Origin of the sequence: Paenibacillus sp. 1001270B_150601_E10 (genome assembly GCF_015558675.1) — a bacterium.
Classification (GTDB): Bacteria; Bacillota; Bacilli; order Paenibacillales; family Paenibacillaceae; genus Paenibacillus_B.
Map to the genome: position 1 here is coordinate 990,865 of NZ_JADMOL010000001.1, position 26,329 is coordinate 1,017,193.

The 26,329-nt window shown below is 47.2% G+C and carries 20 protein-coding genes and 1 pseudogene; 8 read left to right on the forward strand and 13 right to left on the reverse strand.

What is annotated here, in order from left to right:
- Window positions 1-475 (reverse strand): hypothetical protein (locus I2H74_RS04520; protein WP_195571964.1); only part of this gene is annotated, 475 nt, incomplete at its 3' end.
- Between the two features lie 215 nt (window positions 476-690).
- Here I2H74_RS04520 and I2H74_RS04525 point away from each other — a divergent pair.
- The gene (locus I2H74_RS04525; protein ID WP_195571965.1) at window positions 691-1,503 is read left to right on the forward strand and encodes a DUF368 domain-containing protein; all 813 of its coding nucleotides are present in this window, start codon (window positions 691-693) and stop codon (window positions 1,501-1,503) included.
- Window positions 1,504-1,645: 142 nt separating this feature from the next.
- Here I2H74_RS04525 and I2H74_RS04530 read toward each other — a convergent pair whose 3' ends face one another.
- On the reverse strand, window positions 1,646-3,541 hold the full coding sequence (locus I2H74_RS04530) for a PrkA family serine protein kinase (protein WP_195571966.1): 1,896 nt from the start codon (window positions 3,539-3,541) through the stop codon (window positions 1,646-1,648).
- A 313-nt stretch (window positions 3,542-3,854) separates the two neighbouring features.
- Between I2H74_RS04530 and I2H74_RS04535 the strand changes: the two genes are divergently transcribed.
- On the forward strand, window positions 3,855-4,667 hold the full coding sequence (locus tag I2H74_RS04535) for a DUF2161 domain-containing phosphodiesterase (RefSeq protein WP_229106329.1): 813 nt from the start codon (window positions 3,855-3,857) through the stop codon (window positions 4,665-4,667).
- Here the strand turns inward: I2H74_RS04535 and I2H74_RS04540 are convergent.
- Window positions 4,655-5,866 (reverse strand): PLP-dependent aminotransferase family protein, encoded by a 1,212-nt coding sequence (locus I2H74_RS04540; protein WP_195572146.1) that lies wholly within the window; start codon window positions 5,864-5,866, stop codon window positions 4,655-4,657. The two genes, I2H74_RS04535 and I2H74_RS04540, sit on opposite strands and share 13 nt — an antisense overlap.
- A 249-nt stretch (window positions 5,867-6,115) precedes the next feature.
- Here I2H74_RS04540 and I2H74_RS04545 point away from each other — a divergent pair, with 249 nt between their 5' ends.
- From I2H74_RS04545 to I2H74_RS04560, 4 genes and pseudogenes are all read left to right on the forward strand, one after another.
- Entirely contained in the window at window positions 6,116-7,789 is a 1,674-nt protein-coding gene (locus I2H74_RS04545) for a glycerol-3-phosphate dehydrogenase/oxidase (protein WP_195571967.1), read from the forward strand.
- 196 nt (window positions 7,790-7,985) lie between these two features.
- A pseudogene (gene glpK, locus I2H74_RS04550) lies at window positions 7,986-9,473 on the forward strand (glycerol kinase GlpK).
- A gap of 575 nt (window positions 9,474-10,048) precedes the next feature.
- The gene (locus tag I2H74_RS04555; RefSeq protein ID WP_195571968.1) at window positions 10,049-10,459 is read left to right on the forward strand and encodes a hypothetical protein; all 411 of its coding nucleotides are present in this window, start codon (window positions 10,049-10,051) and stop codon (window positions 10,457-10,459) included.
- 12 nt (window positions 10,460-10,471) lie between these two features.
- Window positions 10,472-11,536 (forward strand): phosphodiester glycosidase family protein, encoded by a 1,065-nt coding sequence (locus I2H74_RS04560; protein WP_420707411.1) that lies wholly within the window; start codon window positions 10,472-10,474, stop codon window positions 11,534-11,536.
- 327 nt (window positions 11,537-11,863) lie between these two features.
- Here I2H74_RS04560 and I2H74_RS04565 read toward each other — a convergent pair whose 3' ends face one another.
- Both I2H74_RS04565 and trmL read right to left on the reverse strand, forming a co-directional pair.
- Window positions 11,864-12,112: an AbrB/MazE/SpoVT family DNA-binding domain-containing protein gene (locus I2H74_RS04565; RefSeq protein WP_195571969.1), complete on the reverse strand. Its 249-nt coding sequence runs from the start codon at window positions 12,110-12,112 to the stop codon at window positions 11,864-11,866.
- A gap of 190 nt (window positions 12,113-12,302) precedes the next feature.
- Window positions 12,303-12,767, reverse strand: a complete 465-nt coding sequence (gene trmL, locus I2H74_RS04570) for a tRNA (uridine(34)/cytosine(34)/5-carboxymethylaminomethyluridine(34)-2'-O)-methyltransferase TrmL (RefSeq protein WP_195571970.1) — start codon at window positions 12,765-12,767, stop codon at window positions 12,303-12,305.
- Window positions 12,768-13,156: 389 nt separating this feature from the next.
- Here trmL and I2H74_RS04575 point away from each other — a divergent pair, with 389 nt between their 5' ends.
- Complete coding sequence (locus I2H74_RS04575) at window positions 13,157-14,908, forward strand: ABC transporter ATP-binding protein (RefSeq protein ID WP_195571971.1); 1,752 nt, start codon at window positions 13,157-13,159, stop codon at window positions 14,906-14,908.
- A gap of 121 nt (window positions 14,909-15,029) precedes the next feature.
- Window positions 15,030-15,746: a response regulator transcription factor gene (locus tag I2H74_RS04580; RefSeq protein WP_195571972.1), complete on the forward strand. Its 717-nt coding sequence runs from the start codon at window positions 15,030-15,032 to the stop codon at window positions 15,744-15,746.
- 122 nt (window positions 15,747-15,868) lie between these two features.
- Here I2H74_RS04580 and serC read toward each other — a convergent pair whose 3' ends face one another.
- The 8 genes from serC to I2H74_RS04620 all read right to left on the reverse strand — a co-directional run bounded on the left by serC (window position 15,869) and on the right by I2H74_RS04620 (window position 26,311).
- On the reverse strand, window positions 15,869-16,963 hold the full coding sequence (serC, locus tag I2H74_RS04585; RefSeq protein WP_195571973.1) for a 3-phosphoserine/phosphohydroxythreonine transaminase: 1,095 nt from the start codon (window positions 16,961-16,963) through the stop codon (window positions 15,869-15,871).
- A gap of 300 nt (window positions 16,964-17,263) precedes the next feature.
- Complete coding sequence (gene glnA / locus I2H74_RS04590; protein WP_195571974.1) at window positions 17,264-18,688, reverse strand: type I glutamate--ammonia ligase; 1,425 nt, start codon at window positions 18,686-18,688, stop codon at window positions 17,264-17,266.
- A 250-nt stretch (window positions 18,689-18,938) separates the two neighbouring features.
- Complete coding sequence (gene aroF / locus I2H74_RS04595) at window positions 18,939-20,006, reverse strand: 3-deoxy-7-phosphoheptulonate synthase (RefSeq protein WP_195571975.1); 1,068 nt, start codon at window positions 20,004-20,006, stop codon at window positions 18,939-18,941.
- A gap of 379 nt (window positions 20,007-20,385) precedes the next feature.
- Window positions 20,386-22,650 carry an arylsulfatase gene (locus I2H74_RS04600; RefSeq protein ID WP_195571976.1) on the reverse strand — a complete coding sequence of 755 codons (2,265 nt, stop codon included), beginning with the start codon at window positions 22,648-22,650 and terminating at the stop codon, window positions 20,386-20,388.
- A 97-nt stretch (window positions 22,651-22,747) separates the two neighbouring features.
- Complete coding sequence (locus tag I2H74_RS04605; RefSeq protein WP_195571977.1) at window positions 22,748-23,542, reverse strand: ABC transporter permease; 795 nt, start codon at window positions 23,540-23,542, stop codon at window positions 22,748-22,750.
- A gap of 12 nt (window positions 23,543-23,554) precedes the next feature.
- Window positions 23,555-24,334, reverse strand: coding sequence for an ABC transporter ATP-binding protein (locus tag I2H74_RS04610; RefSeq protein WP_195571978.1), 780 nt, complete (start codon window positions 24,332-24,334; stop codon window positions 23,555-23,557).
- Between the two features lie 27 nt (window positions 24,335-24,361).
- Window positions 24,362-25,402, reverse strand: coding sequence for an ABC transporter substrate-binding protein (locus I2H74_RS04615; RefSeq protein ID WP_195571979.1), 1,041 nt, complete (start codon window positions 25,400-25,402; stop codon window positions 24,362-24,364).
- A 441-nt stretch (window positions 25,403-25,843) separates the two neighbouring features.
- Window positions 25,844-26,311, reverse strand: a complete 468-nt coding sequence (locus I2H74_RS04620) for a DUF2062 domain-containing protein (protein WP_195571980.1) — start codon at window positions 26,309-26,311, stop codon at window positions 25,844-25,846.
- Between the last annotated feature and the right edge of the window lie 18 nt (window positions 26,312-26,329).

Genomic DNA, 26,329 nt, shown 5'->3' on the forward strand with positions numbered 1-26,329 from the left:
GCGTTTGAGCTGTGACGCTTTGCACTTGACCGTATGGTTGGAAGCTTTGCGGTACGACATTGTTATGTGCGCCATGCGTTTGTGCCGTGATGCTTTGTACTTGACCATATGGTTGGAAGCTTTGCGGTACCACATTGTTATGTGCGCCATGTGTTTGTGCCGTGATGCTTTGCACCTGACCATATGGTTGGAAGCTTTGCGGTACCACATTGTTATGTGCGCCATGTGTTTGTGCGGTGATGCTTTGTACTTGACCAGCTGGTGAATAATTAGAAGTCGCTGATGTGAAGCTTGGTCCAGTATAGCTGAATCCGCTGCCGATATTCGACGTATAGCTTTGCGGAGTTGTGCTGAACGAGGACGCTTCTGCTCCGTATGTAGAGCCTGTGGATTGCGTGAACGAAGTCACCGCACGATTCGTTGGAAAGCCTGTTCCTTGTGATGCTTGCGAATAGAATTCTCCTGATTGTTGCATGGGTATATTCCTCCCTAGATCGCTTAAGGTTATCCATCTGAGCAGTCCTACTCAGCTGACAAACTTATTATTCTTCCAACCTCAGGAATATTATGCATCTATTTATCTTCTTTAAAAGAATTGTAAGTCAGTGATAACCATTGTAAAATAATCGGATATGCATTTCTCCAAAATATGAGCATATTAAGCATTTATTAAGGAAAGGGAGAGGATCCATGTTTGAATGGAGCAACATATGGCGAGGGATGATGATTGGCACGGCTGACTTGATCCCTGGCATTAGCGGAGGTACGATCGCTGTTATTTTAGGATTCTACGACCGTTTAATACAAGCTATTAGCGGGTTTTTCAGTAAGGATTGGAAGAAACATCTTGGCTTTCTAATTCCGCTAGGCATTGGCGTCGTATCCGCCTTACTTATTCTAAGTCGGGTTATGAAATGGCTGCTTGCGAATCATGAACAGCCGACATACTTCTTTTTTATCGGACTCATCTTAGGAATTATTCCTTATCTCTATAAAACAGCAGGCGTAAAGCAAAACTTTGGAGTCCTTCATTACGTTCTATTCGTCTTTGCCACGATTGCAATTGCATTAACAGGCCTGCTTGTCCCAGCCGATGCACACAGCCATGTAGCGGTTGATCTGACCTTTATGTATGGCTTAGGTTTGTTTGGCGCAGGGGCGCTTGCCAGTATGGCCATGCTTCTACCTGGGATCAGCGGCTCCTTTGTGCTCCTATTAATCGGTGTATACCCAGTCGCAATTGAAGCACTGTCTACGTTCAATCTGCCGCTTATCGCCATTATCGGCAGCGGTGTTATCTTTGGATTCGTTCTTAGCAGCAAGCTCATTAAGCATTTGCTTGCCACACATCCTAGTATCATGTATGCAATCATTATCGGAATGGTTGTCGGTTCCCTTTATGTCATCTTCCCTGGATTACCGTCAGGGTTCGCAGCCATTGCCATTAGTTTATTGGCTATGGTGCTTGGTTTATTTTGTTCTCTTAAGCTCGGGAGCAAATAGGAGAAAGCATGCACGCACGAACACACATGACAGGCGGAAGCTATTCACTCTTAGATGGTCATTTTGCCTATTAAGCAAAAAGGTGTCCTCTGCCACGATACATTTCGTGACAAGGGACACCTTCTTATTTTTCGCAGGATTGTTATCTGTTCAATAAGCTTCCTACATATCGCAGCAGTTCATTAGCGCACACCGGGCAGTATCCGTGTTCATCTATCAAGCGCGCCGTTACTTCATTGATTCGCTTCAGTTGATTCTCATCCGGCGTTTTTGTGGAGGTCGTGATCTTTACAATGTCCTTCAGATCTGCAAACAGCTTCTTCTCTACTGCCTCGCGCAGCCGATCATGACTCAAATAATCGAACTTCCGGCCTTTGCGTGAATAGGAGGACAGACGAATCAAGATTTCTTCACGAAACGCCTTCTTCGCGTTCTCGGAGACTCCGATCTGCTCTTCAATCGAACGCATCAAGCGCTCATCTGGATCCATCTCCTCGTCAGTAAGCGGATCGCGGATCTTTTTCCAATTGCAGAAGGCTTCTATGTTATCCAAATAGTTCTCAAACAGCGTCTTTGCCGACTCTTCAAAGGAATAGACGAACGCCTTCTGCACTTCCTTCTTCGCCAGGCCGTCGAACTCTTTTCTGGCTACCGAAATATAGTTCAAATAGCGCTCCCGCTCCTCCTTTGTTATCGACGCATGCTGATCCAACCCGTCCTTCAGCGCTCTCAGCACATCTAGTGCGTTAATGCACTGAAGGTTCTGCTTAATCAAAGCACTGGAGATCCGGTTAATGACATATCTTGGATCAATCCCTGACATGCCTTCCTCTGTAAATTCATTCTGCATTTCCTTCAGATCATTATCTTTATAGCCTTCTACCTCTTCGCCATCATACATTCTCATTTTCTTGACAAGGTCCATACCCTGCTTCTTCGACTCTTTCAATCGCGTCAGTATCGAGAAGATGGCAGATGCCCTTAGCGCGTGCGGTGCAATATGGACATGCTTCATGTCGCTTTGCTCGATCAGCTTGCTGTAGATCTTCTCCTCTTCCGATACCTTAAGATTGTAAGGAATCGGCATAACGATCATCCGAGATTGGAGTGCTTCATTTTTCTTATTGGAAATGAAGGCTTTGTACTCGGATTCGTTGGTATGTGCCACGATGAGTTCATCAGCTGAAATGAGCGCAAACCGCCCTGCCTTGAAGTTGCCCTCCTGTGTCAGGGACAATAGATTCCATAGAAACTTCTCATCGCACTTCAGCATCTCCTGGAATTCCATCAAGCCACGGTTCGCTTTATTTAATTCTCCATCGAATCGGTACGCTCTTGGATCGGATTCCGAGCCGTATTCGGTTATGGTGGAGAAATCAATGCTTCCTGTTAGGTCTGCAATATCCTGCGACTTCGGATCAGAAGGGCTGAACGTCCCAATTCCGATACGGTTCTCTTCGGAGATAAGCACTCTTTCCACCTGCACCTGCTCGATATCTCCGTTATATTCCGTTCGAAGCCTCATCTGGCATGAAGGGCAAAGATTGCCTTCGATGCGAACACCCAGTTCCTTTTCCACTTCAGCACGAAGCTCATTTGGAATCAGATGCAGCGGCTCTTCGTGCATGGGGCAGCCCTTAATCGCGTATACCGCCCCACGCTCTGAACGAGCAAATTGCTCAAGCCCTCTTTTTAGCATCGTTACGATTGTGGACTTCCCTCCGCTTACAGGACCCATCAACAGCAGGATCCGTTTACGGACATCGAGACGCTTCGCCGCAGAGTGAAAGTATTCTTCTACCAGCTTCTCAATAGCACGATCAAGGCCAAAAATTTCTTTCTCAAAAAACTTATATCTAACCTGGCCATCGACTTCCTCGAGACCATGCGACGCAATCATCTCATACACTCTTGCATGAGCGGTCATGGCCGGAGAAGGGTCTCTTCTTAGCAGATCGACGTACTCCTTGAACGTCCCCGTCCAAGTTAAGCGTTCACTCTCGGCGCGGTGCTCTGCAATCCGTTTGAATATGTCCATCCCTCTTACCTCCAATGCTCCCGATTTGCAACACAACCTCCATCGCCGTCATTTCTATTTGTATATTCATGTTGTTGATTACCTAACGGTCACAAGAACGGGTTCGTGTGACCGTCTAGCAAATTTAGTGTATTACATACCTATGCGGCCGCATTGGAATAGTTTCACGAAATTTGTAGGACACCCCTCAATAAAACTGCAGCTGATAATCGGTCATTCCCCCGCTTTCTGCGTGCTATAATGAGAGGGATTGATGGATTCAGGATTTGGCGGATGATGCTTAGCAGGTTCATTCGCAAGAAAGAGGTTACATATGGCGAACAAAGATGGAATGACAACGAAAAAAGCCCCCAAGGCAAGAATGGAGACCGATTTATATCCACCCATCAAACAGTATTGGGAGGAACGGGGGTATGAGGTGCGGGGAGAAGTTAAGCATTGTGATCTCGTGGCGATCCACCCCTCCTCGCCAGAGGTTCCCGTCATTATAGAATTGAAAGCTTCCATAAACTTAACGTTGATTCTTCAAGGTCTAGAACGAATGAAGTCATCCTCTTATGTATATATAGCAGCGGAAAAAAAGCGCGAAGGCAAACAGAGCCGAAAGCGCTGGAGGGGAATAGAGGAACTGTGCCGCAAAGTGGGACTTGGGCTTATAACGGTAACCTTTTATACGAGAAAGAAGCCATTTGTTGAGATTCACTGTGTCCCAGCAGCAGAGACTCTGTCAGAACAGCAGGATCAGCATGCTTTAAGCTATGCACCCGTAAGCAATCCAAACAAGACGAGACAAGCAAGGCTCATCCAAGAATTCAGCGGGAGAAGCGGTGATTACAATGTTGGCGGCAGCACCAAGCGCCCTCTTGTTACCGCTTATCGGGAACGTGCGCTTCGAGTGGCTGAGTCGCTTAGTCAAGGTTGCAGCCGTCCTGTTCAAGCGAAGAATGCAAGCGGTGTTGGCGATGCCGCACAAATTCTAAGACATAATTACTATGGATGGTTCAAACGCATCGAACGCGGAACCTATGCGCTGACAGAAGCCGGGACGCACGCCCTGGAACACTATGCGGACGTGCTGAATGCCCTGCCGACTTCTGTGCAGTCATCGGATCATCAGCCATCATAACGGCCAAGGAATTCCTCGATGGCTTCGCTGAGTCGGCTCATGCCTTCATGAATAATGGCTGGCTCAGCGAAGGAGTAATTAAGGCGCATCGTATTGCGTTTAGGTACCTGCGCATAGAATGGCGCGCCAGGAACGAAGGCCACTCCCTTTTGCACCGCGCATTTTAGGAGCGCATCAGCTTCAAGTCCTTCAGGCAGTTCTACCCAGATGAACATGCCGCCCTGTGGCGTTGTCCACTTTGCATCGCGGTAACAGCGATCTTCTCTTAGATGGGTTGCCATTGTCTCCATACGCTCTCTATAGATATGAGACAGCTTCTCAATATGCGCATCCAAAGAAAAGGTTGCCGATTGCATTAACTCGCTTAAGATGAGCTGGTCCAGTACACTGGAGTGCAAATCGCTGGACTGCTTGCCTCTTGCCATCATGGCAAGAATGCGCTTGTCGCCGACGACGAAGCCTGTTCGAAGGCCTGGAGCAACGGTCTTGCTGAAGGTGCTTGTGTAGATGACCAGCCGGTCCTGAACAGCTCCTTCGAGTGAAGCAATATTCGGAACAGGCTCGCCGCTGAAGCGAAGGTCGCCATAAGGATCGTCTTCCAAGATCAGCACCTCGTGAGCTCTACAGTGATCCAGCAAGGCTTGACGGCGTTCCACGCTCCATACGCGTCCGGTCGGGTTGCTGAACGTCGGCACGACATAAACAAACTTCGGCTGATGCGCCTTAAGCTTCTGTTCCAGATCTTCAACGATCATGCCCTCTTCATCGCTCTTTACACCGATAACTTCAGCCCCGTATAAACGGAGAACCTGCAGGCAAGCCAGATATGTAGGATCTTCTACCAGCACGACATCGCCAGGATTGATAAGCGCCTTGGCAAATAAATCAAGCGTTTGCTGGGAACCGGAAGTAATCATAATTTCATCATGAGATGCTTGAATGTTGCGAACACTGCTTAGTCTTTTCGCAATCTGTTCGCGAAGCGAAATCACGCCTTCTGTTAGACCATATTGCAAAGCTTGTGGCGCTTGAGAAAGGACTTTATCAGCGGCCTCGCGAATATGTTCGATCGGGAACCATTCTTCGGCAGGAAGTCCGCCAGCAAATGAAATAATAGATTGTCCTTGCGTAAGTTTCAATATATCACGGACAGCCGAACTCTCAACGGCCTGAATGCGTGATGAGAACGAATATTGCATCATGAACTCCCCTTTCCATTTCCAAGATCATACACCCAAAACTCGCGTTCTGGCAACGAACTTCTATTACCAATTGTGCGATTATAGTCACATGTAAGCGTATACAAATTCATATTATGTTCTATGCTCTTTCTTTTTTTAATTTATCAAAGGATTCTTTGCTGATTACACCCACCCTTTCGTTCATATCATATACGTTCTTTCTATTCTGAAATGAAACAATAACTCAGGTATTAAGGAGGGAAGCTCATGTCCTTCTCAGCGTGGGATCGCAGCCAGTGGCTGAAGCAGGCTGCAGTGAAAATGCCTGATCTTGTCGTCATTGGCGGCGGCGTGACGGGAGCCGGCATCGCACTGGATGCAGCCGCAAGAGGAATGAATGTTCTGCTTGTAGATAAGCAGGACTTTGCCGCAGGCACAAGCAGCAGGTCGACAAAGCTTATACATGGAGGATTGAGATACCTGCAGCAGGGCGATCTAAAGCTTGTTCGCGAGGTAGGACGCGAACGCGCCATCGCACATCGAAATGCGCCTCATCTCGTTCATGCTGAGCCTATGCTTATTCCGATCCGCAAGGGTGGTGCCCACAGCAAGCTCGCCATCTCGCTTGCTCTCTCCATCTATGATCGGCTGGCACAAGTCAGAAAGCAAGAGAGGCGCCGGATACTCACCGCCGATGAAGCGCTGCTGCATGAACCCTTGCTCTCCGCTGATCAACTAGTTGGAGCAGGCGCCTACTTCGAGTATCGCACAGACGATGCCCGGTTAACGATCAGCCTGTTGAAGACTGCTGTAGAAAAAGGGGCTCGTGCTGTTAATTATGCAAAAGTCGAGCGGTTTCAGTATGATCAGGAGCGCGTCAGCGGCGTCGTCATTCAGGATCTGATCACGAAGCAGTTCTATCGGATTCGGGCGCGCGCCATCGTAAATGCAGCAGGCCCTTGGGTCGATCAGCTTCGAGCTTTGGATTCTTCCAAGCACAATAAGCGCCTGCTCCTCTCGAAAGGCATTCATCTTGTCGTGTCGAGAGAGAAGCTTCCGATTAAGCAAGCAATCTATGCAGAAGCAAGCGATGGACGCATGATTTTCTCCATTCCTCGCGGGTCCATTACTTATATCGGCACCACGGATACCGCCTATACGGGCGAGAAGATCGAAGATCCTCCGATGACGATTGCTGACCGTGATTATTTGCTGCAAGCGATCCATCATATCTTTCCTACTGTTCGGATCAAGGCACAGGATGTCCTGAGTGGCTGGGCTGGACTCCGCCCGCTCATCTATGAGGAAGGCAAATCTCCTTCTGAATGCTCAAGAAAGGATGAGATCTTCGTCTCTCCAAGCGGACTTATTACCATAGCAGGAGGGAAGCTCACAGGATATCGGAAAATGTCGGAGCGAACCGTCGATCGGGTTGCTCGGCTGCTTCATCGCAAGACAGGAAAAAGCTACCCAGCGAGCACAACGGTCCATATTCCTCTGACAGGTTCTATCCATGGTACAATGAAGGAATACATACTTTCCTTTCATAACAAGCTGCCATCCAACCTGTCGACATCCGTGTTCCAAGCTTGGGTGGAGCGATATGGTACAACAGCAGAGCAGCTTGTTCAATGGTATAAGGAGCAGTATGACGAACTCATAGGGGCAAGAAATGCTGACGCCATTCATACACCGCTCACACTCGAATGGCTTGCTGAGCTTCACCATGCCGTTCATCACGAGATGGCTGTCACCCCTGCCGACTTTATTGTCCGGCGAACAGGGCTCGTTCCTTTTGATATTAAGCATGCACAGCATATCTTAAATGGTGTATCATCAATAATGGCATCCTGGCTTCATTGGAGTACCAGGCAGACCGAACAGCATAAGCAGGAGGCGCTTCTTGCTATCCAGCACGCTACGTTATTTGAAAATGAATGAAGAGTCTATATTAGTTGAACGAACGCGGCTCTCTCCAATACTTCACACTTCCCTTTTAACCATGCGGATAGAGCCTGTTCTGATGATGTAGAGCCGCCCCGAGGTTTATGTTCTATAGATAAGACAACGTTAGAACCATCTCCTCTGTGTTCTATAAATGCAAGGTTCAACGAATATAGAAGGAGGTACCTATTGTATGAGCACTTATATCCTAGCCCTTGACCAAGGCACAACAAGCTCTCGTGCGGCTCTAGTGGATAAGCAAGGCCGCATTCGGCATATGGTCCAACATGAGATTACTCAATATTATCCAGAACCAGGCTGGGTAGAGCATGATCCAATGGAGATTATCCATAGCTTAAACCAAGCGATTCAGGACTGCCTCGAACAAGCGAGCATAGAACCTAAGCAGATCGCAGCCATCGGCATTACGAATCAGCGTGAAACCACGATCCTTTGGGATACACATACGGGACAGCCGATTGGCCGTGCCATCGTGTGGCAGTCTAGACAGTCGCAGCCCATTTGCACAGCATTAAAGGACGCAGGCCATGAGCCCTTCTTTCGAGAACGGACTGGTCTTCTGCTTGACCCCTACTTCTCAGGTACAAAGGTTCGTTATCTGCTTGACCAGCATAGCAGCATACGTGAACGCGCTTCGCATGGAGACATTCTCTTCGGTACCGTGGACAGTTGGATCATCTGGCACCTGACGAATCGCAAGAAGCACGTCACGGACCATTCAAACGCTTCACGTACATTAATGTACAATATACATACGCAAGACTGGGATGACGAGCTGCTCCGACTGCTTGATATTCCTGCTTCCATGCTGCCGAAGCTTTGAGGCAACGCTGAACTCATCGGCACCGTGCAGAATCACTCCTGTCTTCTCGATGGAACGCCTATTACAGGAATCGCCGGGGATCAACAAGCAGCTCTATTCGGGCAGGCATGCTTTCACAGCGGCATGGCGAAGAACACCTATGGTACAGGGTGCTTTCTGCTGATGAACACCGGTTCTACTGCTGTAGCTTCTCAGCATGGACTGCTTACCTCAGTCGGCTGGAAATTGCAAGGCCAAGTCACTTACGTGCTGGAAGGCAGCATCTTTATTGCCGGCTCAGCCGTCCAATGGCTGCGAGATGGCCTTCAGATCATACAGTCCGCTTCTGACACGGATACGATCGCAGAAGAACTTCAATCTGCGGAGGGCGTGTACGTGGTGCCTGCGTTTGTCGGACTAGGGGCACCTTATTGGGAGAGCGATGTGAGGGGAGCCATCTTTGGATTGACTCGCGGTACAGAGCGCAAGCACCTCGTAAGAGGCGTGCTGGAATCCATCGCCTATCAAACACGCGACGTCCTCACGGCAATGGAAGCAGATGCAGAGCTTTCCTTGCATACATTGAAGGTTGATGGTGGCGCAACCTCCAACCCGTTCTTAATGCAGTTCCAAAGTGACATCTTAAATGTTCCGGTAGAGCGGGCGGCACAGCATGAAACAACGGTCCTTGGAGCAGCCTATTTTGCAGGTCTTGGCGCAGGCCTATGGAGCAATTACCAAGAACTTGCTAAGCAATGGCAGGCAAGCCAGCAATATCAGCCTCGAATGCTAGAAGAGCTCCGAGATTCGCTGTATGATGGATGGAAGCGAGCCGTTCGGGCGGCAATTTCATTTTAAGACCAGCGCAAATATTCATGCTGCAAGTTTAACTTTATAAAGCCTTTCAAGAAAGAATGAAGCCGTGCTTCCTCTTCCTTGAAAGGCTTTTTACGTTCCCAGCGTGCAATCATCATCAATGGAGGTATCTCGCCTTTCGTGCACAGCCTATCTCTATCGTTCATGGGTTGAACCGTCTGACAGAAGAGATTACGGCCATACTTCTCCCTTGAAATAACTCAATCTCCAATTTTTCTATAGAACTAGTAAATATGACTCATGCATCCAATTATGCATTCTAAAAATACATTTTCTATTATTTTACATTTTATAAGTGCGGCTGTACTTTTGATTTCTTCACCGTAAGGCGTACTAGGCTAACGTTATTCTTCATTTTTCTAGCTCTAATACCATGAATATTTCCGAGGAAATATTTATTTTCATGCAGGATTATTCCTCATTAATGAGGTACTTTATCGACAAATATATACACGACTTCCGACCTTTTGTCACCCCTTGACAGTCATGGTAGAATGATAGAATGAATTTGAAGAGGAGTCCTGCAGTAGGACTCTATGTTTTGAGGTGATGGATAGATGCAGCCTTCTTTGGAACCCCGCCCTTCAACCGAAAAGAGAACCCGAACGAAGGATCAAAAAGTCAATCCGTTATGGTTTTTGCTATTTTGGGTTGTCATGATTGGAGTAGGCATTACTGCCACTTATTTTTATAGCCAGCATATGAAGGAAAGCATGCTGAAGCAGTTGGAGGTTCAAACCGCACAGCAAATCGCAACCGTTCAGAAGAGCTATGAAGATCAGCTGAAGCAAATGAACGGCAAGCTGGATGAGATGCAGAGCAAGATTCAATCGTTTAATGAGCTGCTGACCTTTACGAAGGACAACGCTTCGAATAAGACGGACAACAGCAACAAGCTCTATACACAGCTTAATGAAGTGAAAAAGCAGCTGGATGAACTGAAGAAGAAAATGGATCTATTGAAGTAAGGGGGAATGCTCATGTTGAATATCAAACAGGTAAACCGTACCTTTATGATGATCATCGCCCCCTTCGTCGGCATGATGCTCTGGATGCTCTTTTCGTCCTTATCTGTTCAGCTACATACACCTTCAGTAAGCATACCAACTCTAGATGACTGGAATGTGAAACATTCACAAATTATGCAAGGTTTGGATGGTGCAGATTCCTCAGTCCATTATACCGTTGATACCATAAAGCGCAGTTCCACCTTGTACAATCAAATCACGACGGTCACCGGAAATATCGTCGATACTGCTGCCTCGCAAGCAAAACGGCCAGAGACGATCTATAATCGTCGCATTACCGCGAAGCTCGGCACCCCTATCGATTCCGTAAATAGCGATAAACTCACTGCAGAACTGTATCGCATTCACCAGCCAACCTATTCAGGCTATGCGCTGAAAGTGAAGCTGAAGGACACTTCAGCTATGACGATGTCGCTTGGATATGACAAGTATGGCGGATCAGAAACGACCATGCAGGCCGTCAATCGTTACGGAGCCGTTGCTGGAGTCAATGCAGGCGGGTTCGCGGATGGCGGAGGCAAGCGTTATCCTTTAAGCACAACGGTGCTGAATGGAAACTATATTTCTGGGTTTGAGTCCACATATAAGGACCTTACATTTGTCGGAATGGACAAGCAGGGAAGCTTGATCGGCGGCAAATTCCATGCAAAGGAACAGCTTGACCAGCTGGACCCGGCCTTTGGCGCGACCTTCGTGCCGCAGCTGCTTAGCCGAGGCATTAAGCTGACGATACCGGAGAAATGGAACTCGTCACCGCTTCGCGCTCCGCGTACTGTTATCGGCAACTACAAAGATGACCAACTTTTGTTTTTGGTTATCGACGGATACAATGAGAGCGGAAGCTCCGGCGCCACCTTATCCGAAATGCAGCAAAAGATGGCGAATCTAGGTGTGCAGGATGCTTACAACTTGGATGGCGGAGGATCCTCATCCTTGATCTTTAAAGGAAGAGTCGTGAACTCTCCTTCTGACGGACAGCTTAGGCCTTTGCCTACTCACTTTCTCTTTTTCAAATAGTCGCATTCCTTGATTAGAATGTATTTCCTTTTTGGAATGTTTTGGTTATAATGTAGGAAGTCTAGTTGGAGGTGTGCAGCATGTCCTTGACTTTCTGGATTATTATGCTCGTTCTCGTCATGTTCTTAACGGCGATTCTTACATCTGGCTACAATGAGGACAAGACTAAGGGACTCTAATGGAATGAAGAAGACTTCTCGCGTAAGATCGGGGAGTCTTTTTCTTTTCCCTGCAAAATGAAATTGACCTGCACCAGCGACCTCTTCCCCTAGGAGTAATCGCAGTGCAGGCCAATGATTGGACTAACGTTTTAACGAATAAGTGCTATTATCTTACGAGATGCATCATATCACTCATACATTGCGTGCATATGTATCGTTCTTTGAATTCAGCGACTTCATCCATAGAGCCGCAGAATACGCATTTGGGACGATAACGCTCTAAAATAATATGGTCGCCTTGAACCAATATTTCGACAGGATCCCCTTCATTCATCTGATAACGCTTTCTGAGCGACTTCGGAAGAACAATGCGTCCTAATTGGTCAACTTTGCGGACAACACCGGCAGGTTTCATCAGTAACACCTCTCTTATATATGTTCTATCTCATGCTTACCCTTGATAACGCTGCCTGAATAACTTCGATAAAGATTAGTAGATTCCTGCTGAATATTGTCAATTGTTGAAATTTAATATTCGATAAAGTAAATCTTCTAACTTTTTTCGAAATTGACCCCCATATAATTAAATGTAAAATGAACCTGCATTATGCAAGTTCAGGGAAGTCTAGCTGTCTTAACGCCTCATAGACGACGATGGCAGCAGAGTTGGATAAATTCAGCGATCTAACCTTGTCACTCATTGGCATCTTCATGCAAGTTTCACGGTTAGCCTCAATGATCTCCATCGGAAGTCCTTTTGTTTCTTTGCCGAATACAAAGAAATCTCCGTCTTGATATTGAAAATCCGTATAATACTTGTCCGCCTTCGTCGTCGCATAGAAGAATCTTGATCCTGCATACTTTTCCATCACTTCTGCAAATGAATCATGATATTCAATTTGGACGGCATACCAGTAGTCAAGACCGGCACGCTTTAGGGTGCGATCATCGGTATTAAAGCCTAGCGGCCGGACGAGATGCAGGTGAATGCCTGTCGCCGCACAGGTCCTTGCAATATTTCCTGTATTCGCTGGAATCTCCGGTTCAACCAGCACAATGTGTAAAGCCATGTTTTGCTCACCTCACAATTAGTCCTATCTATTATACACGATTTTTGAATGGACGAGTCGAGGGAGCCGAGTTCAATCCAATTTGCATCATTCTATCGCCTATCCCCCAGTCTTTCCGCTGAGTCAACCATCACGGACCGACCGAGGCTGCTTCTTGGCTTTCTTCATGTTATCCATAACATTCTCATTCATTTAAGCAGCTTATCACAATGCCACAATCCATGGGATGAATAAATATACATCTAGAGACTGACCTAACAATCGGCTCTAGGTTCGTGTTGATGTTAACGCTATCATGATAGTATGTTAACATATTCATGCGATGTAGGGTTCTGGATCATCAATATGCCAATCGCATAGATAGAGAAAATCGAACAGGAGATGGGGATATGACAGTTAAGAAGAGATCGACTTTTCGTCGGCTTCTTCCGTACATGGGGAAGTATAAGGGTTCTTATGCAGGATTAAGTGTAACGATGGTATTTGATATTGGGCTCAATCTAGCCTTCGCTTGGTTTCTCGCCGCCGTATTGGATGCTGCTGTATCATATCAAACGGAAAAATGGGGAGGGCTCATCCTTATCGGTCTAGGTATCCTTATCTTGATGACCATGACGTACTTCACAGATATCTATTTGAAGAATTCCGTTGCCGCGCGTTTACGTAATGATCTTCGGCAGGAGTCGTTAAGCCATATTTTGAGATATCCGTTTGCGCATTTTCATACCAAGCATTCCGGCGATCTTATGTCTCGAATGACGAACGACAATGCCACGATTGGCGGAGCATGCTCATTTACGTTGATGGATTTGATTCGGAATCCATTGCTCGCCTTGTTTTCCTTTATCTATTTGTCACTCATCCATTGGCAGCTTGCCTTAATCTGTCTTTCAATGGGGCCTATCATGCTCATCATGGGAGCATTGTTTGGCAAGATTATGCGCCGAATCAGTCAACAAATTCAGGAGCAGAAGTCCGAAACGACGACGATCCTTCAAGATATTCTGCAATCGTTTATGGTATTGAAAACATTCGGCTTAGAACGGAAGCTGTTTGGCCGCTACCAGCAAAATAGCAACAGGATCGTTGCAAGCGAAATCAAAGAAGCTCGCATTCATGGGTTTGCGCACGGCATGGGCGCATTTGTTAACTTTCTAACATTCATGATCGCCATTCTTATGGCCGGTTATTATGTTGCAACAGGCTCTCTTGAGGTAGGAGCAATGGGTGCCTTTATTCAGCTCATGAACTTCTTGGTGAACCCGTTCACACAGCTTCCAAGCACATGGGCGAATCTTCAACAGGCACTAGGCGGTGCAGACCGCGTATTTGAGGTCATTGACGGACCTGCGGAATATGAAGACATCCCGACTTCTCCTAAGCCAAGCAAACAATCTGTAAGCCTAGAGCTTCAGAATGTTACCTTCCGTTATAGCGAAGAGGAGGAAAAAAACATCTTGGAGCAAGTGAATTTCAAGGCCAAAGCTGGACAAACCGTTGCAATAGTCGGACCTAGCGGAGGCGGCAAATCGACCTTGTTCAAGCTCCTGCTTGGCTTCTACCCATTAAACAAAGGCCAGGTTCGATTAAATAACCGTGAAATAGATGCACTTCCGCTTGAGGAGTGGCGCAGCCATTTTGCATACGTGCCTCAAGAGACGTACTTATTCAGCGGCTCTATTCGAGACAATTTGCTTGATGGGAACGAGCATGCAACCGATGCTGAGCTTGAAGAAGCTCTGAAACAGGCCAATGCCTATGACTTCGTCAAAGAGCTGCCGCAAGGCATCCATACGTATGTCGGCGAAAAAGGAACACGTCTGTCTGGCGGTCAAAAGCAGCGCATTGCGATCGCACGGGCTATTCTGCGGGACGCTCCAATCCTGCTCTTAGATGAGGCTACAGCCGCTCTCGACAATGAATCTGAAGTGCTCGTTCAACAAGCCCTAACCCGTCTGATGAAGACACGCACTACGCTGGTTATCGCGCACCGATTAACGACGATCCAGCATGCGGACGAAATTCTTGTTCTCGAAAATGGCCAAATTGTAGAACGGGGTACACACGAAGAGCTCTTAGATCAATGCGGCAAGTACTCGGAGCTGTATCATCGACATACAGACGAGCTCATTTCTGCATAATTTAGTTAACATTTTACATCCCGTTTACGTACTCTTAATGTGGCGATGATCATTCGGGTTCATAATGATTGTAAATGAACCTGTTATTCCAAAATGAGATGAGGTACAGGAGGATCGTCGCGTGAGTAAATACAAAGTGTTAGTTGTTGATGATGAGCCGTCCATTTCAACTTTAATCGAATACAATTTGAAGCTGTTTGGATTTGAGGTATTGTGCGTGTATGACGGTGATGCTGTGTTTGATGTATTAACTACTTTCCGTCCCGACCTCATCGTCCTCGATTGGATGCTGCCAAAGAAGGACGGCATCGAAGTATGCCGGAAGCTTCGTGAACAGCAGAATATGGTTCCGGTTATTATGCTTACAGCGATGCAGGACGTACATGATCGAATCGTGGGGCTTGATAATGGTGCAGATGATTATATGACGAAGCCTTTCAGCCCGCAGGAACTCATTTCCCGCATTCAGGCCGTTATGCGCCGTGCCCGCTCCCTTCCTCAAACAAATGAAGACCAGCAATATGAGATAGGACATCTGCACGTTTCTGCTGATCAGCGTGAAGTTACGCTTGAAGGCCGCATCATTGAGTTAACCCCTAAAGAATTCGAGCTACTGCTCTTCCTATGCCGCCATCGCGGAAAAGTATTAAGCCGCCAGCAGCTCTTGCATGGGGTATGGGACTATCACTTCCTAGGCGATACGCGAATTGTCGATGTCCATATTAGTCACCTTCGCGACAAGCTTGAGAAGAACGCGCGCAGTCCCGAATATATTCGTACCATTCGCAACGTTGGATACAAGCTTATGGAGCCTACATCCAAAAGCCATTTAGCATAACATATCCCTCATTTTTGGTTTCATACATCCCCTGTCGATATCCCGAGTCGGCAGGGGATTCTCATATGTAAAAACCCCAACCTCCATGACAGAGATTGGGATTAAGATGAGCCATCTTCTTTTTAGCTATGCTGCTGCTTGAATTCCTTCATAAATTGAACGAGCGCTTCACAGCTGCTCTTCGGAACAGCATTGTAGATCGAGGCTCTAAGTCCACCCACGCTGCGATGCCCCTTTAGCCCTACGAAGCCTTCCTGTTCAGCTTGCTTTGCAAATTGCTTCTCCAACTCTTCTGTCTCGAGTCTGAAGGTTACATTCATCCGAGAACGGCTGTCTACTGCGGCAATTCCGCTATAGAATCCTTGGCTGCCATCAATCGTATCATAGATAAGCTGAGCCTTCTCTTCATTATGCTTCTCTACCGCTTTCAGCCCGCCCTGCTCCTTCAGCCAATGAAGCACTTGATTGACCATATAGATGGAGAAGGATGGAGGCGTATTGTACAAGGATTGATTCTTCTGGTGAATATCGTAGCGCAGCATTGTAGGAATATGCTTTGGACTTACAGTCAGCAGCTCTTCCTTCGCAATGACAACTGTTACGCCAGAAGGTCCTAGGTTCTTCTGTGCGCCTGCATAGATCATGCCGAATTGAGAGATATCCAATGGACGGCTAAGAATGTCGCTTGACATATCCACGATAAGCGGAACATCTCCAGTGTTCGGGAAGGATCGGAACTGTGTCCCCTCAATCGTCTCGTTCGAAGTCAAATGAACATAAGCTGCCTGCTCAGGCACCTGAATCGCCGCAAGATCAGGCATACGCGTGTAACGATCAGCTTCGGATGAAGCAATGACTGCCGTTTCGCCGATAAGCTCAGCTTCCTTAATGGCCTTCTTTGCCCAGCTTCCCGTGTCTACATATGCGCCAACCTTGCCCGGCGCGAGCAAGTTCATCGGAATCATTGCAAATTGAGTACTTGCACCGCCTTGAAGGAACAGCACATCATATCCCTCTGGAATGCTGAACAGCTCCTTCAACAGGTCCTTCGCCTCCTGATGAACGGCTTCATACACGCCGCCGCGGTGCGACATCTCCATAATCGACATTCCATTGCCGCGAAAGTCCACAAACTCTGCCTGAGCGCGCTCTAGTACCTCTAGAGGCAAGGCAGCAGGTCCCGCATTAAAATTGTAAGCACGTCTCTCTTGTACCATTCTCTCATCCCACCTTCTCGTTCTCTTGAAAAATGATTATTGCCATAATAGCAGTATTTTGACTTTCCTTCAACACGTTAATACGAAAATAAACGATAAAAAATGGATATTTGTTCGGAATTGAATGGTTTTCGTGTTCATTTCACGCTATTTGTCCTCTATAGGGAGACAAATTCCGAATTTAAGACTTTTTCACCCTGCGATTTGCCCCCACCATAACGAATCGAAATAAAAAGAGGCTGTCTCTAAGATTATCATATCTTAAGAGACAACCTCACCCTTTATTTTATAAAGAAATGATTAGCAATCAAAGTAAAGAGCATATTCTTGCGGATGGATGCGGATCGATACTGACTTCGCTTCTGCACGCTTAACGGAAACGTAGTTATCGATGAATTCTTTCGTAAAGACGCCGCCTTCCGTCAAGAATTCGTAATCAGCTTCAAGTGCGTCGAGTGCTTCATCCAATGTACCTGGCACACTGCGAATCTCTTTCTTTTCTGCATCAGACAACTCATAAATGTTTGTATCAAATGGGCCGTAGCCAAGTACACTTGGATCAAGCTTGCGCTTAATGCCGTCAAGACCAGCCATCAGCATAGCAGCAAATGCCAAGTATGGGTTTGCTGTAGAGTCCGGCGTACGGAATTCGATACGGCAGCCCTTAGGGGTAACTGCCGCGACAGGGATGCGGATCGCTGCTGAGCGGTTACCTTTGGAGTAAACCAAGTTTACAGGCGCTTCGTAGCCAGGAACAAGACGCTTAAAGGAGTTCGTACTTGGATTTGTAAGTGCAATAAGCGCTGGAGCATGATGCAGAATACCGCCGATATAATGAAGGGCCATTGCACTCAAGTTAGCATAGCCGCCTTTTTCATAGAACAATGGCGTATCTCCATCGAAGATCGATTGATGAACGTGCATTCCGCTTCCGTTATCGCCAAATAATGGCTTCGGCATGAATGTCGCTACCTTGCCAAACTGGCGTGCTGTATTATGCACGATATATTTATATTTGAGCAGGTTGTCTGCTGTCTTTGTCAACGTATCAAAACGGAAGTTGATCTCAGCTTGGCCCGCAGTCGCGACCTCATGGTGATGGCGCTCAATGCGAAGTCCCGATTCCTCAAGCAAACGGCACATTTCACTGCGAAGATCCTGCTGAGTATCCATTGGTGCAACAGGAACATAACCGCCCTTCGTACGGATCTTGAAGCCAAGGTTGCCGCCTTCTTCCTTGCGGTTCGTATTCCAGCCCGCTTCTTCTGAATCGACATAGAAGGAGGAGCTGTTCATCGTGTTCTCATAACGAACATCGTCGAATACAAAGAACTCGGACTCAGGAGCAAAGTATGCAGCCGTTCCAACGCCAGCCGTTTGAAGGAACTCTTCTGCTTTCTGGGCGATGCTGCGCGGGTCGCGTTCATAACGCTCGCCATCTGGTGTAAAGATGTTACACATAATATTTAATGTTGGATGAGAAGTAAAAGAATCAACAAATGCTGCCTCTGGGTCTGGCATCATAACCATATCGGATTCCTCAATGCCGCGGAAGCCTGGGATGGAGGATCCATCGAAAGCCACGCCATTAACAAACGTATCTGCGTCAACCTCTGATGCCGGAAGTGTTATATGGTGAGCACGTCCGCTCAAATCCACAAAACGAAAATCAACAAACTCAATATTTTTTTCCTTAATTAACCCCAACACTTGATTTACCGACATCGTAATTCCTCCCCAATTCCGAACATTAACTCCCTATCCTTGGTTAAATGTTCAACTTCAATTTGATATTGATGTCATTATAGAAGGACTTGAAAATGATGTCAATACTTATGTAAGGTTTTTTTGAATTTCATGTCAGATATGCTTACATGTATAAAAAATGAATGATTTAGTGCAAAAAGATTAGCTTTACTTTTTGTTGTTTCTATCAAAAAAAGCCGATTCCTAAGCAAGGAATCGGCTCTATCTGTTACTGTTCGACCGCTACGTTCTCAAAGAAGCTCATTGGCTGCTTCTCAGTGTTAAACGTGCTCCCCACAAGGGGTGCCAGCTGTTCCAGATCTTTCAAAAGACGAGCAAACTGATCAGGGAACAAGGATTGAACCCCGTCTCCCGTCATCGAATTATCAGGATCATTATGCATCTCAATTATAAGTCCATCAGCTCCAGCTGCCACGGATGCTTTAGTCATTGGTTCCACTAATTCACGTCTGCCTGTGCCATGACTCGGGTCAGAAATGATTGGAAGATGCGTTAATCCCTTCATAACTGGGATCGCCGCAAGGTCAAGCGTGTTGCGCGTGTAACTTTCGAATGTTCGGATTCCGCGTTCACAGAGCATTACATTCGGGTTGCCGCCAGCGAGGATGTACTCCGCTGCATTCAACCATTCATCGTATGTTGCGCTAAAGCCGCGCTTGAGAAGAACCGGACGATTGCATTCGCCTAGCTTCCGCAAGAGATCAAAGTTCTGCATGTTGCGTGTGCCAACCTGAAGAATATCCGCATATTCTGCGCACACATCCACATAATCCGGCGTCATGACCTCCGTAATCGTCAAGAGTCCGTGTTTGCGGCCTGCCTCCTGCATCATCACGAGACCTTCCACGCCCACACCTTGGAAGCTGTATGGACCCGTGCGCGGCTTGAACGCTCCGCCTCGAAGAATTTGTCCACCAGCCGCCTTCACAAGTCTTGCAATCTCATCAATCTGCTCCGGAGACTCAACAGCACATGGGCCACCCATGACAACCAGCTCTCCGCCGCCAATACGAACGTCTCCAATCTCAATGACTGTATCCTCAGGATGGAAATCACGACTCGCAAGCTTATAGGACTTGGATATTTTAACGACATTCTCTACGCCGTGCATTTGTCTCAAATGTTCCGCGTGCTTAGGCTGGACTGAACCGACGATGCCAATAACCGTTCTGTCCACACCTTTTGATACATGTGGCTGCAATCCGTTCCCTTCTATATACTTCATGATCTCTCTTATACGATGTTCTGGTGTCAGATTGGATACAATTACGATCATGGCACTCCCCGCCCTCTCTGTTTCAATTCTTTCGCACTTAGACGCTTGTTCGCGTTTATGCTTTTAACTGTTAAAGTATTTATATGTCTTACAACCGAAACTATATCTTGTTATTGCCCATTCGTCAATAGTATTTTAGCATATTTTTTCTGATCATCCTTTGTATGGACAGTCTCGAACAGCTGCAATATCAAGCTTTTTTGGTTCTATGATCCTCAAGAAATGATGAATGAATGTTCATTTACTGACCATCTCCCTCCCCATTAAGCATGTTCCGTTCTTTCTACACGCCACATGAAATAAAGAAAAGCCTCCCCGCAATATAGGGAAGCTTTTTAGTATATTAGGTGTCTTCCTATCTATCGCGTGCTGCCTGCCTTTACTCTGAAGCAAGCTCCAGTACTTCAGCTGAGGCTGCATCAAGCTCTGGTGTACTCACACGATAGACAACCTTCAGAATTTTGCCTGCAAAACGGAACGGTGCTTCATAAAATGGAACAATCGGTGTCGTATCATTTTGTCCAATATTGAATAATCCAAAGGAGAAGCCAAGCTGCGCAGTTCCCGTCAGCTGACCTTGTCCTGCCTCTTTATCATTAATCAGTAGGGTGCCTAAACCTTCTCCATCTCCTGTCTTGACATAACGAAATATGATCTTAAGCGCCCCAGTTGGCAGCTCCTGTTCAGAAGCAATAATCTGCACGGAGGTTCCTCTGAGGTTATTGGCAAAGAACAACCGGTTGCCTTGAATATAAAGGGAATAACCTGCTGCTCTTGCGCCAGCGGCGATGATGACTCCTTCCTCTTCAATCGAGCCTCGAAGAAGATCTGCCTCGATCTCAAAGCTCTTATCGCGAACATCTGGTGCCTTCGAGATCGGAAGCCCTTGCTCGGAGCGATAGAAGACACGCGCTATTGGTGTTGCTGATGCCTGTGCACGCCTGCTCTCTGCCAGCACGCGATGGAAGGAGCGCTCCTCGATCGGAAGAATGCCGATTCTCTCTGCTTCGCTCCACCACAATGCTTTCAGCTCTTCGAGCTTCTCTGGATATTGCGTCGAGAGGTCATTTAACTCACTATAATCCCGCTCTACGTGATACAACTCCCATCGATCTGCATCAAAATCCGTATCCGGTTTATGAATTGCAACAGCCTTCCAGCCCTCATGATAGATAGCTCGGTTGCCGACCATCTCGTACACTTGTGTCTGTTTGGTAGTCGGAGCACTTGCTTTGGCAAAGCTATAAGCAAGACTCACACCATGAATTGGCAGCTGCGGTACTCCCTTGTAGCTTAAAGGGCTTTCGATGCCGATAATCTCAAGAATCGTCGGCACAATATCAATTACATGATGATATTGATTCCGGATTCCTCCTTTATCCTGGATTCCTTCTGGATAGTGAATGATAAGGGGATCCTTAATGCCGCCTGCATGGACAAAGGATTTATACCATCTAAGCGGGGTATTGCCTACTTGAGCCCAGCCCTTAGGATAATGATTATTCGCGAGTGGCGTTCCGATCTCATCGTACCGCGCTAACTTCTGTTCATAGGATTCCTGTCCTGCAAAGTCGGCCCAATGGTTCAGGCTGCCGTGTTCACCGCCCGCTGCGCATGCCCCATTATCCGACAACAGGATGAAGAGTGTGCGATCCAATTCCCCTATTTCCCTCAAATAGTGAACGATGCGGCCGATGTGCTCATCCGTATGCTCCAAGAAGCCTGCAAACGCCTCCTGCAATCTTGTATACAGCTTCTTTTCCTCAACACTTAGGGAGTCCCACGCCCTGACATCTGGGCTTCTAGGGGGCAGCTCTGCATCCTTGGGAATAATGCCTAGCTCCTGCTGAAGCTTATAGGTCTGCTCGCGCGCAACGTCCCAGCCTTGATCGAATTTGCCTTTGTACTTATCGATGTATGCTTGCGGAGCATGGTGAGGGGCGTGTGTCGCTCCGTATGCGACGTAGCCAAAGAACGGCTTCTCCGTCGAGGCAGTCTTCTGCTCCCGAATATACGATATGAACTTATCGGTGATATCTTCCGTCAGATGATACGCCTTCCCTTCTTCAGCAGGGAATGGAACTCGGCGATTATCTTCAACAAGTGTAGGATTCCATTGGCTTGTTGCTCCGCCTAAGAAACCATAGTAATGCTCGAAGCCGCGGCCAAGCGGCCAATTATCAAATGGACCAGCGAAGGACTGCTCGTTGTCCAGACTCAAATGCCATTTTCCGACTGCAAAGGTGTTATAGCCATGATCCACCAAGACTTCACTAATAAGAGCCGCTTCTTTGCTTACACGTCCTCTCGCATTCGGAAAGCCTCCATCTTGGGACAAAACACTCCGTAACCCCACTGCATGCGGATGACGTCCTGTTAACAGCGCAGCCCTTGTTGGTGAGCATAAGGCTGTCGTATGGAAATTGTTATAGCGAAGCCCGCCGCTCGCTAATGCGTCGATATTCGGTGTGGCGATGTCCGATCCATAGCAGCCAAGCTGAGCAAAGCCCAGATCGTCGAGCAGCACAACAACTACATTTGGTGCTCCATCTCTTGGTTTGTCCGCTTCCTTCCACCATGGCTTGGAATCTGCAACTGTTTTTCCGATTTGACCTTGAAAGGTTTCTTTCTCCCACTGCGCCATCTCGATATCCCTCCTGTGAGCCTTTTCGAAGAGAGCTCTATTCTATTTTTTCAAAAGCAACTCATGATGGATTCAGTCCTGAAGTGCCGTCATGCTTCTAGTCGCCTACCTGCAGCTTGCCTCTGAACTTGGCACGATCCACAACTCCGTATCGAGACAAGGCCGTACTTCCAAGCCAGCCAAGCAGCCGATCCGTAATAAAGCCCATTAATCCAAGCGAGACAAGGCCTACAAAGATCCAATCCATTTTGAAATACAATCTGGCATTCCAGATCATAAAGCCTACACCTTTATCAGCCGCAATCATTTCCGCCCCAATAATGGCCATGTAGGACGTACTCATCGCAAGCCTCACGCCTGTAAAAATATGAGGAATCGTAGCCGGTATAACCACGTGCATGAGAATTTGCCCCTCCGAAGCCCCCATGCTTCTAGCCGACCGAATCTTATCATCCTCAATCGACAAGACCCCAGTCATCGTATTCAGAATAACGATAAACAAGGTGGCATAAATGATCAGCACGACCTTCGATTGCTCGCCGATTCCAAACCACAGCATGAACAGCGTAATGAAGGCGAGAGGAGGAATAAAGCGAATGAAGTTCAAAAACGGCTCCGTCAGGATTCGGATGAACGTCACCTGGCCCATAATAAGTCCAATCGGTATCGCGATGAAGCTGCCGATGATCCAGCCAGACAGCACTCTTGCAAAGCTAACGCCAATATAAGAGACGAGCGTTCCATCCGATATCAGTTCGATCGCGCCAAGCAACGTCTCATAGGGTCCAGGCAAAAATTCTGGGGTTGCAAGAATGGACAACAGCTGCCACACGATCAAGCTTAGAATCCATGTGACCATTCCTGTATTCACCAATCGTTTTACATAATCCATCGTCCATCCTCCTTACTCTTTGTCAAAATGCTCCTGTATCGTCTGATGCAGTTCATGGAAGCGCGGATCTGCATACGTTCTCGGATAAGGAAGATCAACCGAATAAATCTCGGTGATCTTAGAAGCTGGGCCCACTGACATAATGCCGATTCGCTGACCCAGCAGCAGCGCTTCCTGCAGATCATGCGTAACGAAGATAACCGTCTTCTTCGTCTCTTGCCAGATGCGAATCAATTCCTTCTGCATCGTTCTTCTCGTCATCGCATCAAGCGCTCCAAACGGTTCATCCATAAGCAGAATCGAAGGACTGATCGCGAGTACGCGCGCAAGCTGAACGCGCTGTTTCATCCCACCGGACAGCTCCTTAGGAAATTTGTCCTCATGACCTTTAAGTCCAACAAGTTCAATATATTGATCGGAGATTTCCCTTCGCTTAAGCTTGGGCACCCTTTTCATCTTCAAGCCAAACTCCACATTTTGTCTGACCGTTAGCCACGGGAATAGGGAAGCATCCGCCTGCTGAAACACCATCGCCCTGTCCCTGCCCGGCTTCTTGATCTCCTTCGCATCCACCGACAAGCTGCCATCGGTCTTGCTGATAAACCCAGCAATCATATTTAAAAGCGTAGACTTTCCGCAGCCGCTCGGCCCAAGCAGGATAAAGAATTCCCCTCCGCGAACGACAAGGTCGACATCCTTGATAATGTAGTGCGGATTTGCAATGGATCGGGATTGAAACGTCTTATTCAGCTTCTCGATCACAATCGTGTTCGTCTGCAGCACAGCGGACATGTTCATCATCCTTTCTTTACGTTTAGATTATGGCTGGTAGCTTACAGCGTCTGGCAGCACCTTTTTTAATGGATCAATGTTGATTTTTTCTTCAAGCTTATAAAGAGAGCTGTCCAGAATGCCGCGATCAATAAGCCAATCGTACATTTTCTTCAGATGATCGTAATCCTCTTGCGAGAAGCCAAGCACTAGCCCAGTTGCTTCCATATTGCGCAATGTGGATTCCTTAGGAATCTTGATAGACTTATATAAGATATCTGCTGTTACATCCGGATGCTCAACGGTATAGGATGTGGATTCATCCAGCGCTTGCAGAATGCGGCCCACAACGTCGGGATTGTCCTTCACATATTCTGTTTGAACCAAGAAGTAGGCTCTCACAAAATGGTTGTTCGCTGTTCCATCGACAAGCTTACGAAGAGTCTCGATCTTCTCCAGTTTGGCAAGTAGGTCTCCTGAAGCCCAGATTGCATCAATATCTCCCTTTCTCGCAGCCACGATCGCTTCGTCTGGAGAAGTGTAATTTACAAAGGTCACATCCTTATCATTAATTCCTAGCTTCTCTAAATATTTGAACCAGACGTATTCCCCTACGGTTGCGCGAGGGACGCCAAGACGCTTCCCCTTAATGTCCTGCTCCGTCTGGATGCTGTCGTTAACGAGCAGAAAGCTTCGCTTAGCTGATTCTGGCGTACTTCTGGAGATTGTCGCCACGATACTCATATTTCCTTTGCCAAGCGAATTCAGCATCGCATAATCTGCCGCAATTCCAGCATCGGTCCGCCCTACCAGCATGGCATTGATCGTATCGATGCCATAAGCAAAGTCTGAAGTTTCAGCTTCAATTCCATACTTCTTGAAAAAGCCTTCCTCCTTAGCCACCCTGTATTGTGGTGAACCATTGCCCGCTGTATCAAGGCCAATCCTTACCTTCGTCACATTCGCTTGCTGATCTGCTGAAGCTTGGGAATCGATGCTTGCTTTCGAAGAACTGCCGCAGCCTGCAGCAACCACCATCAGACTCATCACGGTAATCAACGTGAACCATTGGATTTGATTTTTTCGCATCTTGCATTCCCCCTTGCAATTCACTCCCATGGCGAAAAAGGCGCAAAAAAGACGCTAGGCAAGCAAGTCAGCTTCCCTCCCATTGCTGTGCTTCATGCACATTCATAGGATTCTGGATAGCTGCTTATAAGCTTACTTAGCGCCTTTGGTTGACCAATCGGCATTTTGGTTTTTCTTGTAATTGGATTTTACTACCATAATTCCGATGTGTCAACTATGTTTTTTGTTTTCTTTCCACCCTAAGCATAAAAAGACAGGATCCCTTAGGAGAGATCCTGTCTTTTTATTGGCGCACCCGCCATGCTTTTCAAACATCGCGAGCGTGTCCGCTCTATTCTAACCTTTTATTTATGATACAACGATTCATATCTGTATGATATTCCCCAGCTATCTCCAGATAATATGGGAACGTGCACGATGCAAGTCATCCTTGCGACCAACTTAATCCGCTATAATATGAGCTGCACGGCGTCGTTTTTCTCGGCGATGCTTCTGCACCCAGAGCAGCACCTTTTTAAGAGGGAAATAAACGATCATAGCAAGAATACATCCATCCACGATCCCGCCAGCAATTAAGTATAGGTTAATCGTAAGCAGCTGATTCAGCCAATCCGGCAGAACATGAAAGTGAACAGCAAATTGCTCGGGGAGCAGCCAATGTCCCACTCGCTCATTCAGCACGGCAAATGGCAGATAAACCACTTTCCCGATGACGAAGCCAATAAAGGCTGATGCCAATCTCCCTCTTAATAAAAAGACAAACGGGAAGATCAGGAAGAAGGCCAGACCAGCCGTTGGGAGCGTGAACATTTCTATAGCCAGTCCGATGCAGAATCCTCTTGCAACTGCCGTCACCTCGCCCCGCGTACGGACAAGCTTTAGGGCTTGATATTTGAACCATCGCTTCATCGTTAACCCTCTTTTCCT

Excerpts from the sequence above, each read along its gene's own strand:
- I2H74_RS04525 (WP_195571965.1), top strand. The coding sequence starts at position 691 with ATGTTTGAATGGAGCAACATATGGCGAGGGATGATGATTGGCACGGCT.
- I2H74_RS04530 (WP_195571966.1), bottom strand. The coding sequence starts at position 3,541 with ATGGACATATTCAAACGGATTGCAGAGCACCGCGCCGAGAGTGAACGC.
- I2H74_RS04535 (WP_229106329.1), top strand. The coding sequence starts at position 3,855 with ATGGCGAACAAAGATGGAATGACAACGAAAAAAGCCCCCAAGGCAAGA.
- I2H74_RS04540 (WP_195572146.1), bottom strand. The coding sequence starts at position 5,866 with ATGCAATATTCGTTCTCATCACGCATTCAGGCCGTTGAGAGTTCGGCT.
- I2H74_RS04545 (WP_195571967.1), top strand. The coding sequence starts at position 6,116 with ATGTCCTTCTCAGCGTGGGATCGCAGCCAGTGGCTGAAGCAGGCTGCA.
- I2H74_RS04555 (WP_195571968.1), top strand. The coding sequence starts at position 10,049 with ATGCAGCCTTCTTTGGAACCCCGCCCTTCAACCGAAAAGAGAACCCGA.
- I2H74_RS04560 (WP_420707411.1), top strand. The coding sequence starts at position 10,472 with ATGTTGAATATCAAACAGGTAAACCGTACCTTTATGATGATCATCGCC.
- I2H74_RS04565 (WP_195571969.1), bottom strand. The coding sequence starts at position 12,112 with ATGAAACCTGCCGGTGTTGTCCGCAAAGTTGACCAATTAGGACGCATT.
- trmL (WP_195571970.1), bottom strand. The coding sequence starts at position 12,767 with ATGGCTTTACACATTGTGCTGGTTGAACCGGAGATTCCAGCGAATACA.
- I2H74_RS04575 (WP_195571971.1), top strand. The coding sequence starts at position 13,157 with ATGACAGTTAAGAAGAGATCGACTTTTCGTCGGCTTCTTCCGTACATG.
- serC (WP_195571973.1), bottom strand. The coding sequence starts at position 16,963 with ATGGTACAAGAGAGACGTGCTTACAATTTTAATGCGGGACCTGCTGCC.
- glnA (WP_195571974.1), bottom strand. The coding sequence starts at position 18,688 with ATGTCGGTAAATCAAGTGTTGGGGTTAATTAAGGAAAAAAATATTGAG.
- aroF (WP_195571975.1), bottom strand. The coding sequence starts at position 20,006 with ATGATCGTAATTGTATCCAATCTGACACCAGAACATCGTATAAGAGAG.
- I2H74_RS04600 (WP_195571976.1), bottom strand. The coding sequence starts at position 22,650 with ATGGCGCAGTGGGAGAAAGAAACCTTTCAAGGTCAAATCGGAAAAACA.
- I2H74_RS04605 (WP_195571977.1), bottom strand. The coding sequence starts at position 23,542 with ATGGATTATGTAAAACGATTGGTGAATACAGGAATGGTCACATGGATT.
- I2H74_RS04610 (WP_195571978.1), bottom strand. The coding sequence starts at position 24,334 with ATGTCCGCTGTGCTGCAGACGAACACGATTGTGATCGAGAAGCTGAAT.
- I2H74_RS04615 (WP_195571979.1), bottom strand. The coding sequence starts at position 25,402 with ATGCGAAAAAATCAAATCCAATGGTTCACGTTGATTACCGTGATGAGT.
- I2H74_RS04620 (WP_195571980.1), bottom strand. The coding sequence starts at position 26,311 with ATGAAGCGATGGTTCAAATATCAAGCCCTAAAGCTTGTCCGTACGCGG.